The following is an 11857-nucleotide window of genomic DNA, read 5'->3' as shown; positions in this document are numbered from 1 at the left end:
ACGGGAGTCAGACTGCGGGATATAAATTCCGTAGTCAAAAGGGAAACAGCCCAGATCTACAGCTAAGGTCCCCAAGTGCATGTTAAGTGGTAAAGGATGTGGGATTTCACAGACAACTAGGATGTTGGCTCAGAAGCAGCCACACATTCAAAGAGTGCGTAATAGCTCACTAGTCGAGAGGTCCTGCGCCGAAAATTAACGGGGCTGAAACATGACACCGAAGCTTAGGGATGACGAAAGTCATCGGTAGAGGAGCATTGAAAGCTCACAGAAGCGGTACCGGAAGGAGCCGTGGAGGGCTTTGAAGAGAGAATGCCGGAATGAGTAGCGAGATGGAGGTGGGAATCCTCCAGGCCGAATATCTAAGGTTTCCAGGGTAAAGCTGATCTGCCCTGGGTAAGTCGGGGCCTAAGGCGAGGCTGAGAAGCGTAGCCGATGGACAACTGGTTTAGATTCCAGTACCTTACTGTATCAGAACTGTGGGGACACATGGAGGAGGAGAGAGCCGGGAAAGAAAAGACCGGTGCAAGCGTGGGAGGAGCCAGGCAGGAAAAGCCGTCTGGCAATCCGAGGACGCGATGCGGAGCGAAGAAAAGTAGCGAAGCTCTCAGAGTCCGTGGCGAGAAAAGCCGCTATTGTGTACAGTAAGCCCGTACCGCAAACCGACACAGGCAGATGAGGAGAGAATCCTAAGGCCGGCGGGAGAAGCATTGTTAAGGAACTCGGCAAAATGACCCCGTAACTTCGGGAGAAGGGGCGCCCACGAGAGTGGGCCGCAGAGAAAAGGCTCAAGCAACTGTTTAGCAAAAACACAGGTCTATGCGAAACCGTAAGGTAAAGTATATGGGCTGACGCCTGCCCGGTGCTGGAAGGTTAAGAGGAGAGGTTAGCGAAAGCGAAGCTTTGAATTGAAGCCCCAGTAAACGGCGGCCGTAACTATAACGGTCCTAAGGTAGCGAAATTCCTTGTCGGGTAAGTTCCGACCCGCACGAAAGGCGTAATGATTTGAGCGCTGTCTCAACAATGCACCCGGTGAAATTGAAGTGCCAGTGAAGATGCTGGTTACCCGCGCCAGGACGGAAAGACCCCATGGAGCTTTACTCCAGCTTGACACTGGGATTCGGTAGTGAATGCACAGGATAGGTGGGAGACTAAGAAGGAAGAACTTCGGTTTTTCCGGAGTCGCTGTTGGGATACCACCCTTTTGCTATTGGATTTCTAACCGGGAGCCGTGAACCGGCATCGGGACACTGTCAGGCGGGGAGTTTGACTGGGGCGGTCGCCTCCGAAAGGGTATCGGAGGCGCTCAAAGGTTCCCTCATAATGGTTGGAAACCATTAGAAGAGTGCAAAGGCAGAAGGGAGCCTGACTGCGAGGGTGACGGCCCGAGCAGAGTAGAAATACGGACTTAGTGATCCGGTGGTATGAAAGTGGGATTGCCATCGCTCAACGGATAAAAGCTACCCTGGGGATAACAGGCTGATCTCCCCCAAGAGTTCACATCGACGGGGAGGTTTGGCACCTCGATGTCGGCTCATCGCATCCTGGGGCTGAAGTCGGTCCCAAGGGTTGGGCTGTTCGCCCATTAAAGCGGTACGCGAGCTGGGTTCAGAACGTCGTGAGACAGTTCGGTCCCTATCCGGCGCGGGCGCAGGAGATTTGAGAGGAGCTGTCCTTAGTACGAGAGGACCGGGATGGACTGACCTCTGGTGGACCTGTTGGGAATCAATCCCATAGCAGGGTAGCCAAGTCGGGGAAGGATAAACGCTGAAGGCATCTAAGCGTGAAGCCTGCCTCAAGATGAGATCTCCCATCGAAAGAGTAAGACCCCTTAGAGAGAATGAGGTAGATAGGGCTGAGGTGTAAGTGCTGCAAAGCATTCAGCTGACAGCTACTAATAGGTCGAGGGCTTATCCAATGTGGAGATGTTTCGCTGGATACAGGATGAATATGCAGGTATGTGGTTTTCAAGGCACGATTTCAGTGCAGGCTGCTTTGCCTCTATAGCTCAGTCGGTAGAGCACGCGGCTGTTAACCGCGGTGTCGTTGGTTCGAGTCCATCTGGAGGCGTTTGCCGATATAGCTCAATTGGCAGAGCAACTGATTTGTAATCAGTAGGTTTTCGGTTCAAGTCCGAATATCGGCTTTGACTTAAGCGGGCGCTTAGGTCATTTTTATTGTATAAGTCCCTGTCAGGCGGCACGGAGCAGCGTGCAGGACTTATAGGATTGTCAGTGTCGAAGCTTTCGGCATGGGGGTATTGTAGAAATCCCCCTAAAGTGGAGTTATTATGTATCGGAACCGTAGCTCAGTTGGTTAGAGCAGTCGGCTCATAACCGATCGGTCCACGGTTCGAGTCCGTGCGGTTCCACGAAAGAGATAGTGCACGAGGCATTGTCTCTTTTTTTTGTACTTGCATAAATACATGGAATTCGATAAAATGAGAATCAGTATCGTAAGTATACAGTGTTTTGTATGAAGGAATACAGGATTCAATGGATTTTTTGAAACTACAGGCGTATGCGAAGATCAATCTCTCGCTGGATGTGCTCCGGCAGAGACAGGATGGCTATCATGATGTCCGGATGGTCATGCAGACGATCAGGCTGCATGACAATATTGATCTTCGGAGGACACGGCAGCCGGGGATACGGCTTCGGACGAACCTTTCCTTCCTGCCGGTGAATGAGAATAATCTCATGTACCGTGCGGCGCAGCTTCTGATTGAGGAATTTAAGCTGCGGGAGGGTGTGGAGATGACGCTTCGGAAGGTGATTCCTGTAGCAGCGGGACTTGCCGGCGGTTCTGCGGATGCGGCGGCAGTGCTCTATGGTGTCAACCGGATTTTTTCGCTGGGGCTCTCTGCTGCGGAGCTGCAGAAGAGAGCGGTGAGGCTTGGGGCAGACGTACCGTTCTGTCTGATGCACGGGACGGCGCTTTCCGAGGGGATCGGAGAGGTGCTGACAGCACTTCCGGGAATGCCGGAATGCATGCTTGTGCTGGCGAAGCCGGGGATCTCGGTCTCTACGAAGTATGTGTATACGAATCTGCGGGTGGATGCGCAGCCTCCCGAGGCGCACCCCGACATCTCCCGTGTTGTGGAGGCGCTGTATGCCGCGGATCTTCGGGCGATTGCGGAAAATGCCGGAAACATACTGGAGCGGGTGAGCTGTCGGGAATATCCGGAGATCGATCGAATCAAGGAGCGAATCCTGAGCTACGGCGCGTTGTTTTCATTGATGTCCGGTTCGGGACCGACAGTATTCGGCGTTTTCGATGATCCGGATCGCGCGGAGCACTGTTATCAGGAGCTTCGTTTCGGAAAGGACAAGAATATTGCGAAGCAGGTCTACCTGACAGAGCCTTGGAAATAAAGGAGCAGAGAATGAGTGAATTTACGATCAATATGAATGAATACCTCCCGCTCAGGGATCTTGTTTTTAATACTTTGAGGCAGGCGATCCTGAAGGGCGAGCTGAAGCCGGGCGAGCGGCTGATGGAGATACAGCTTGCAGAGAAGCTCGGTGTTTCCCGGACACCGATCCGCGAGGCGATCCGAAAGCTGGAGCTGGAGGGGCTGGTGCTGATGATTCCGCGCCGCGGCGCGGAGGTGGCGAAGATCTCGCACAAGGCGCTTCAGGATGTGCTGGAGGTGCGGGGCGCGCTGGAGGAGCTGGCGACAGACCTTGCCTGTCAGCGGATCACCGCGGAGGATCTGCGGGCGCTGCATGAGGCGGAGGAGCACTTCAAGCGCGTCGTGGAGTCCGGTACGGAGATGCAGATTGCCGAGGCGGACGAGGCTTACCATGATATCATCTACAATGCGACCGGAAACAAGAAGCTCGTTCAGATGATCAATAATCTTCGGGAGCAGATGTATCGTTATCGTCTGGAATATATCAAGGACGAGGCACAGAGAGGAACGCTGATTTCGGAGCATGAGAAGATCCTCGAAGCGATCCAGATCCGGGACATCATCCGTGCGAAGGCGCTGATGAAGGAGCATATCGACAATCAGGAGATCACTGTCTCGAAGAATCTGAATGAGGCGGAGGAGCTTAAAAAGACGGAAATTTGAATACAGGATAGTCAGGGGACATGCTTTATAAGGCAGTCCCCTTCTTTGATGCAAAGAGACGCGTCATATCCGTCCCTTTCATCGTGAGGAGCCAAGGCTTTTCTCTATCCCTTCCGCGCAGTATTGTACAAATATGAAAAAACTGTGAATTATCTTAATTTATACGGCACGTTATTGACAGAATGACAGGCTGTCACTATACTACAGAAAGTTATTTCCGCATGGTTTCTGCGCGTAAGGCTCGCAGGAAGCAGCGAATACGGCGGACAGAGGGGGGCGAGAGGAATTGGCGAGCGAACGCTTTTTGAAGCTGGATAAGGAAAAGCAGGAGCGGATTCTGACGGCGGCGAGAGAGGAGTTCTCCAGTGTGCCGTTCGACGAGGTCTCAATCAATCGGATCATCCGCAGTGCGGGGATCTCCAGAGGCAGCTTCTACACCTATTTTGAGGACAAGGAGGATCTGCTCGGCTATATCTGTGAGGAGCAGGATATCAGCATGGAGCGTTCCCTACGGGAGAAGCTGCTCGCGGAGGACGGGAATCTCTGGACTGCGCTTATGCTGTGGACAGGGGAGGTGCTCGGTTATATGGAGCGACCTGCTGTCCGGCACTTCATCGGCATTCTGTCCAATATTCATCTTGCCCGGCGGCAGGAAATACAGGCGCGGAGCAGCGCGCAGAAGCAGCTTCGGGACAGAGAGCAGTTTGAGTGGTTTCTGCAAAATGTGAACCCGAAGACACTCGATCTCCGGAGACCTCGGGAGGAGCTTCGGGTATTGTATCAGACTGTCCTGCGGCTTGCTCTCATTGCGCTGGCAAGCGAGGCGGTGAAGATACAGAGCAGGGAGCAGATTCTGCATGAGCTGGAGCTCCAGCTGAATATCCTCCGAAGGGGGATCAATATAGACATGGAAGGCGAAGGAAGGAAAACGATATGAAAAAGGGTATCAAAATCGGAATCGGCGCGGCAGCGGGGCTTGCCTTCATTGTACTGGTCGCGGGGAGAGTGCTGCGTCCTGCACCGGAGCTCCCGACAACGGAGCTTCCGACGGTGACGCTGGGAAAGCTTGCGACCGGTAATATGGAGAGTACGATTTCTCTGATGGGTACGATACAGCCGAGCGATACCTACTACCTCATGCCGAAGACGGCGGGAGAGCTGCTCGCGGTTTATGTCGAGAACGGACAGCGGGTGAAGCAGGGAGACCCGATCGCGAAGCTGGACAATCAGAAGCAGATCGACGCAGCGAAATATACGCTGGAGCAGGCGAATGCCTCCGCGGCGACGGCAGGGAACGCGCTGAACCGGATGACGCCGCTTTATCAGGCGGGAGATATCTCCGCACAGGAATATGAGTCGACGAAGGCACAGGCGACGGCGGCGTCTGCACAGGCGAAGTCCGCGCAGCTCAACTATGACACGCAGATGGAGTTCGCGACACTGACTGCTCCGGCGGACGGTACGATACAGAATCTGAGTTATACGCTGAACGCCATGCTAACCCAGTCCTCTCAGCTCGGGATATTGGTCGGCTCCGGCGCGAAGACGATCGATTTCAATGTCACCGAGGATGTGATGCGGAACCTCACGCTCGGAGAGAAGGTGCGTGTGGAGAAGTCCGGTGTAACGATCGACGGCACGATTTCCGAGATCGGACAGGTCGTCAATGCGCAGAACGGGCTTTTCCCTGTCAAGGCAGTGCTGGAAGGGGGAGGGGAGCTCTCGGACGGCGTGAGCGCGAAGCTGACGCTGGTTTCCGCACGGGCGGAAAATACGGGAATTATTCCGCTGGACGATATCTACTATTCCGACAGCAAGCCCTATGTTTACCTCTATCAGGACGGCGTCGTCAGGGAACGGGCGATCACGCTCGGCATCCGCAACAATACGGAGGCACAGGTGCTGGAGGGACTTACGGCAGAGGATCAGATTGTTTCCAGCTGGTCCAAGGAACTCTATGATGGTGCTTCTGTGAAGATACAGGAGGCGAATGCGGAGGGAGAGAGCGCCGCAGGAGAGAATGGTACTGCCCCGGCAGAGATGACGAAAGTGAACTGAGGCAGAGGAGCGAAGAAGCGAAAATGGAAAAAATAACAAAGCTTGTCCTGCGGCGTCCGGTGACAACGCTGCTGGCAATCATCAGTCTGATTTTCTTCGGCTTCATGGCACTTGCCAACTCCAAGCTGGAGCTGATGTTCAATGTGAATTATCCGATGATGATTATCACGACGACCTATCCGGGTGCAGCCCCGGAGGACGTAGACCGCCTCGTGACCAAAAAGATCGAGGAGGGAGCAGCGAATCTTTCCGACGTCAAGACGATTTCATCGCAGTCCAATGAGAACTATTCTCTGGTCATGGTACGCTATAACTACGGTACGGACATGAGTAAGGCGTATGACGAGCTGAAGAAAAAGGTGGATGCGCTGAAAAGCGGACTGCCGAAGGACGCGGAGGAGCCTAGCTTCGTCTCATTGGACATGAATGAACAGGCGTCTATGGTTCTCGCGGTCAACAACCCTTCGCAGGCAAATATGTACAATTACGTTAAGACGGAGATCACGCCGAAGCTGGAGAAGCTCTCCTCCGTGGCGTCTGTTTCCGCGAGCGGAGGACAGGAGCAGTATGTGAAGGTGGAGCTGATCCCGGAGAAGCTGAGTCAGTATCATCTGTCCATGGCGCAGATCAGTCAGGCGATCAGCTCGGCGGATTTCAGCTATCCCGCAGGGACGACCGGTGTCGGCTCGCAGGAGCTCTCCGTGACGACCGGCGTTTCCTATGATAATGTCGACCGGCTGCGGGAGCTGCCGATCACGACGGGAACCGGTGACACGCTGTATCTTCGGGATGTGGCGGTGATTGGCACGACGCTGAAGGAACAGACGGCGATTGGGCGCTACAATGGGAACGATACGGTCACACTGAGCATCACGAAAACACAGAAGGATTCCGCGGTAACGCTTTCCCGTGCGGTGAAGGCGCAGCTCGAGACGCTGCGGGCGCAGGACAAAAATCTGGAAATTATCATTATCGACGACAGCGCGGATACGATCCTTTCGTCACTTTCCAGCGTGTTCCAGACGATGATCATGGCGATCGTGATTTCTATGGCGATCATTTTCCTCTTCTTCGGAGATTGGAAGGCATCCCTGATCGTCGGCACCTCCATTCCGATCGCGATACTGGGCGCACTTGTCTTTATGTGGGGAATGGGCTACTCCCTGAATATGATTACACTCTCCGCGCTCGTGCTGGGCGTCGGCATGATGGTGGACAACTCTATCGTCGTGCTGGAGGCCTGCTTCCGGGCAATGGATCGCTATCGTGACGCCAACGGGCGCAGCCGGAGAGAGGCAGCGGTGGACTCGATCCGCACGGTCGGCACCTCAGTCTTCGGCTCGACGCTGACCACCTGTGTGGTATTTCTGCCTCTGGGCTTTCTGCAGGGGCTGTCCGGGCAGTTCTTCGCGCCGCTTGGCTTCACTATCGTCTTCTGTATGGCGGCGTCCCTCCTCTCCGCGATTTCTATCGTGCCGCTGACCTATGTGATGTACCGGCCGAGGGAGAATACGAAGGCGCCGGCATACGGCTGGGTAAGGGCAATGCAGGGCGCTTACCGCGGGATCGTGACGAAGCTGCTCCGCCACAAGGCGGCGGTAGTGCTCAGTACTTTGGCAATGGTGGTGATTTCCCTCTTTCTGGCGACGCAGATCCGAATGGAAATGATGCCGCAGACCGACGAGGGAACGGTAAATATCTCTGTGGAAACCCGTCCGGGACTGAAGCTCTCGGAGGTAGACGAGATCCTGAAGGAGATCGAGACGCAGGTTGCCGCAGATCCGGATACCGACCGCTACATGGTGACGAGCGGCGGCTCCAGCATTTTCTCGAGCGGCGGCAATACGGTAACGCAATATCTCCGGAAAGACCGTTCGATGAAGACGGCAGAGAAGGTGAAGGTCTGGAAGAAGGAGCTGCAGGACATTACGAACGCAGTCGTGACAGTGGATGCGAGCTCTATGATGTCCTCTATGTCTACAGAGACAAACGGCTACGAAGCGATTCTGGAGGCGACGGACTATACGAAGCTGAAGGAAAGCTCGGATGCGATTGTACGAGAGCTACAGGCGCGGCCCGATGTGACGGCAGTGCATTCCACGCTGGAAAATTCCGCGCCTCTTGTGAAGATACAGGTAGACCCGATCCGGGCAGCGGCAGAGGGACTGGCACCGGTGCAGATCGGGCAGAGCGTCAATGCGATCCTCTCCGGCGCGGAGGCGATGAAGATGGATGTGGACGGGCAGAGCGTCTCCGTTAAGGTGGAGTATCCGGATTCGGAATATGACGATCTCGAGAAGGTGCAGAATATCATGCTGACGACCCCGTCCGGCAAGCAGGTCAAGCTGGATAATGTCGCGGATATCCGCTTCGAGGATTCCCCGGCATCTATCAGCCGGAGTGACCGGCGCTATCAGGCGACGGTTACGGCGAGCTTCACAGATGCGGCAACGCAGAATACGCGCCGGATTCTGGATGAGGAGGTGCTGGCGAAGCATCTCAATGAGGATGTGACGACAGCACTGAACAGCTCCACGGAGAGCATGAACGAGGAGTTTCGTTCTCTCGGCAACGCGATATTGATCGCGGTATTTCTGGTCTTCGTAGTGATGGCGGCGCAGTTTGAGTCGATGCGCTACAGCTTCATGGTTATGACGACGATCCCGCTTTCCCTGATCGGCTCCTTCGGTCTGCTCTGGCTCTTCGACGTCACGCTGTCCATGACCTCGCTGCTCGGCTTCCTGATGCTGGTCGGAACGGTCGTGAACAACGGTATTCTCTATGTGGATACCGTGAACCAGTACAGGGAGGAAATGCCGCTGAACCGCGCGCTGGTCGAGGCGGGCGCGACGCGTCTTCGCCCGATCCTGATGACGACGCTGACGACCGTCATTTCCATGGTGCCGATGGCGGTTGGCTTCGGAGACAACGGCGCGATGATGCAGGGACTCGCGATGGTCGATGTGGGAGGATTGCTCGCCTCTACCATCCTGTCGCTCCTGATGCTGCCGATTTACTACTATCTGATGACCGGCAAAAAGAGGAGACAGAGGGAGATCCCTGCCCCCGGCTATATGGAGGGCAAGAACCCGGAGGCGGAATACCGGAGACGCCGCGAGGAGGAAAGAAGCTTCCGGCAGAGCTGGGAATACTCGGAAGGGGAGAGCTTCGATTAAGGAAACAGCGCTCTGCCTTTTGGCGGAGGGAGAAAGAGGATAGAGGGAATAGAGGGAGACGGATATGAAAGGAAAGAGAGCGGCGGCTGCCGCCATGAGCGCGATGCTGATACTGCTGATGAGCCGGAATGCCTTTGCCTTCGGCTCGAATGTAGACATGAGTCCGCACCAGAGCTCTTATGAGCGGGAGCGGACGAGCGAGGAATGGGCGAAGCTCCGCGACAACCGGATTGACTGGGACGAGCTGAGAGATCTGGTGCATGAATACAATCCGACGGTTTCGGAGCTTTGGATCCGTTTCCGGGACAATGAGCACGACGGACTTTACCATGTCGGCATTTCTTCGGCGCTGGAGGCGGTAGAGCAGCGCTACAGCGAAGCCAGCAGCAGAGCCGGTACAGATATCGAACAGGCGATGGCGGATCTGGAATACCAGACCAGCAGTGTGCGAACTGCTCTGGACAGCACTGCCCAGTCTACGGATCGGGAGGCAGCTCGTGCGCAGATCGAGCAGACTGAGCAGACCGTGACGGAAACCATACGGAAATCCATCATTACGATCCGTTCCTCGGAGGAGCAGCGGAAGCTGTTTGCCCTTAAGGCTTCTCACAACCAAAGCCTCTACGAGGCTGCAGTGCGCCGGGAGGCAGCGGGACAGGGGACTGCCCTGGATACGCTTATGACGAAGGAAAGCTGGGAGCAGTCTGCTCTTTCTCTCCAGGAGGCGGAGACACAGCTTAAGAAGCTCCGGCAGCTTCTCGCGGTGAATCTCGGCTGGAAGTATGACGCATCTCCGGAGCTCTGCGCGGTTCCGCTTCCGACGGCAGAGCAGCTCTCCGGATTGCATCTGGATACGGACACGAAGCTTGCCCTGCAGAATAATCTTGCGATTCGCATCAGCGAACGGAAGCAGGCGGTCTCCGGGACGGACGGGCAGGTCAATCAGCTCGGATTGCGGATTGAAAATCAGAAGGAGGCGGTGCGCTCGGATATGATTTCCCGCTATCAGGCGGTGAAGCAGGCGGAGGGCGGCCTCTCGCAGGCAAGGCTTACGGCGCAGAATGCGGCTGCCGCACTGCAGAAGGCAGAGCGGAGCTTCTCATTGGGCGCGGCGAGTGCCCGGGATCTGGAACAGGCACGCTTTGCAGCGGAAAGCGCGGAGCTTTCCGTGCGGATCGCGGAGTACAGTCTCGCCTCGGAGTATTATGATTATCTTGCGGGACGGGATGGCATCGCTACCGCCAATGCCGGAAACGAATAGGAGGGGAGGCAATATGATGCGCGTAGTACAGAGAGGATCCGGCAGGGGAGCAATGCTTGCAGCGCTGCTTCTCTGCCTGTTCCTGCCCTCCCAAACTGCTTTTTCGGAAACGGCGGAGGCATCCTATGATCTCACGGACGATCGCATAGAGTTTCTGGAGGTGCCGGAGCTGGTTTCCGAGTATTCCATACTGGGAAGGATGGAGAAGCAGACGATTTCGGACAGTATGGCGCCGGTGCAGAACGTAGAGCAGGAGCTGAAGCGGGCGAGACAGGAGATCCGGGACGGGCTCTCGGACAGCATAGAGGATCTGCGGACGCTGCGCGCCGAGACGGACAGCCCGGAGCTTCGGGCGGCGCTGGCCGGGCAGATCAGCGCGTTGGAGCAGGCGAAGGACGGCAGAGGCGAGGGTCTCGCCGCCCCGATGGTGAAGCAGCTCACGGAGAGCCTGAAGGATACGAGACGGTCGGAGCAGAACGCCGTCCGCGCCATTCAGGCGGGCTTCTACAATGGAAAGAAGCAGTTTGGGAATGCCATGCAGGGACTCTTCTATACCTATAAGGGAATGGAGCTGACGGAGCGGCTCCTCCGACAGCAGTGCGAGCTGTATCGGCAGAGCTATGAAAAGGCAGTGAAGCAGCAGGCGCTCGGGACGGCGACAGCACTGTCCGTGACGGAAGCGGAGGGGAAGCTTCGGGAAGCGGAGAATAATCTCGGGAAGCTGCAGGACGGGATGGATAAGCTGCTTCGGACGCTGGGCACCAGTCTGGGCTGGACAACGCTCTCCTATCGGAATATCTGTCTCGGCGAGCTTCCGGACTACCCTCTCAACTATCTGGAGGGGCGGAGTCTCGAGACAGATATTGCCTCCGCTCTGCAGCAGAACGCAGAATACGGTACGGCGCAGCGAATCAAGGATGCGGATTTCACGAAGTGGGATCAGCGGGAAATCAGCATTGCGCACGTTTCGGAGCAGGTGCGGCTGGAGATGCAGAGCCTGTGGGACGCGGTCGGGCAGAAGGCGGCGGCAGAGACTGCCGCGGAGACCTCAGCGGAGCTTGCAAGGAGAAAGAAGGAGCGTGCCGAGCGAATGGAGAATCTGGGGCTCCTCGGAAATGCGGAGTACAGCGGACTGCAGCTTGATTATATCAGTAAGGAAAATGCCGCGTTGCAGGCGCGGCTCGACTACGGGCAGGCGGTATTCCGCTATGAGCAGGCGGTGCACAAGGGGATGCTTACGCTGGAATAAAGCATGTCTTTTTATAGAGTATAGGAGGGGTACGC

General features: G+C 56.0%; 7 protein-coding genes, 3 tRNA genes and 1 rRNA gene (1 of these 11 running past the window's edge). All 11 read left to right on the top strand.

What is annotated here, in order from left to right:
- Positions 1 to 1919, top strand: a 23S ribosomal RNA gene (locus HW273_RS10425); it begins 962 nt to the left of the window's first position.
- Between the two features lie 78 nt (positions 1920 to 1997).
- Positions 1998 to 2070: transfer RNA gene (locus HW273_RS10420), tRNA-Asn, on the top strand.
- A gap of 3 nt (positions 2071 to 2073) precedes the next feature.
- A tRNA-Thr gene (locus HW273_RS10415) sits at positions 2074 to 2146 on the top strand.
- 151 nt (positions 2147 to 2297) lie between these two features.
- A tRNA-Ile gene (locus HW273_RS10410) sits at positions 2298 to 2371 on the top strand.
- A gap of 124 nt (positions 2372 to 2495) precedes the next feature.
- Complete coding sequence (gene ispE / locus HW273_RS10405) at positions 2496 to 3374, top strand: 4-(cytidine 5'-diphospho)-2-C-methyl-D-erythritol kinase (protein WP_179012133.1); 879 nt, start codon at positions 2496 to 2498, stop codon at positions 3372 to 3374.
- Positions 3375 to 3385: 11 nt separating this feature from the next.
- Complete coding sequence (locus HW273_RS10400; RefSeq protein WP_179012131.1) at positions 3386 to 4078, top strand: GntR family transcriptional regulator; 693 nt, start codon at positions 3386 to 3388, stop codon at positions 4076 to 4078.
- Between the two features lie 286 nt (positions 4079 to 4364).
- A complete protein-coding gene (locus HW273_RS10395) occupies positions 4365 to 5015 on the top strand; it encodes a TetR/AcrR family transcriptional regulator (RefSeq protein WP_179012130.1) in 651 nt (216 codons plus the stop codon).
- Positions 5012 to 6136, top strand: a complete 1125-nt coding sequence (locus HW273_RS10390) for an efflux RND transporter periplasmic adaptor subunit (RefSeq protein ID WP_179012128.1) — start codon at positions 5012 to 5014, stop codon at positions 6134 to 6136. The genes HW273_RS10395 and HW273_RS10390 overlap by 4 nt, the downstream gene beginning before the upstream one ends.
- A 23-nt stretch (positions 6137 to 6159) precedes the next feature.
- Complete coding sequence (locus HW273_RS10385; protein ID WP_179012127.1) at positions 6160 to 9312, top strand: efflux RND transporter permease subunit; 3153 nt, start codon at positions 6160 to 6162, stop codon at positions 9310 to 9312.
- A 64-nt stretch (positions 9313 to 9376) separates the two neighbouring features.
- On the top strand, positions 9377 to 10573 hold the full coding sequence (locus HW273_RS10380) for a TolC family protein (RefSeq protein ID WP_179012125.1): 1197 nt from the start codon (positions 9377 to 9379) through the stop codon (positions 10571 to 10573).
- A gap of 13 nt (positions 10574 to 10586) precedes the next feature.
- The gene (locus HW273_RS10375) at positions 10587 to 11822 is read left to right on the top strand and encodes a hypothetical protein (RefSeq protein ID WP_179012123.1); all 1236 of its coding nucleotides are present in this window, start codon (positions 10587 to 10589) and stop codon (positions 11820 to 11822) included.
- Positions 11823 to 11857 lie beyond the last annotated feature (35 nt).

The sequence above is a fragment of the Oribacterium sp. oral taxon 102 genome, from assembly GCF_013394775.1.
Taxonomy (GTDB): domain Bacteria; phylum Bacillota; class Clostridia; order Lachnospirales; family Lachnospiraceae; genus Oribacterium.
The sequence above is the reverse complement of the archived record's forward strand: the minus strand, read 5'-3'. Positions and strand labels throughout refer to the sequence as shown.

Coding starts and splice junctions, on each gene's coding strand:
- HW273_RS10390 (WP_179012128.1), top strand. CDS start 5,012: ATGAAAAAGGGTATCAAAATCGGAATCGGCGCGGCAGCGGGGCTTGCC.
- HW273_RS10385 (WP_179012127.1), top strand. CDS start 6,160: ATGGAAAAAATAACAAAGCTTGTCCTGCGGCGTCCGGTGACAACGCTG.
- HW273_RS10400 (WP_179012131.1), top strand. CDS start 3,386: ATGAGTGAATTTACGATCAATATGAATGAATACCTCCCGCTCAGGGAT.
- ispE (WP_179012133.1), top strand. CDS start 2,496: ATGGATTTTTTGAAACTACAGGCGTATGCGAAGATCAATCTCTCGCTG.
- HW273_RS10380 (WP_179012125.1), top strand. CDS start 9,377: ATGAAAGGAAAGAGAGCGGCGGCTGCCGCCATGAGCGCGATGCTGATA.
- HW273_RS10375 (WP_179012123.1), top strand. CDS start 10,587: ATGATGCGCGTAGTACAGAGAGGATCCGGCAGGGGAGCAATGCTTGCA.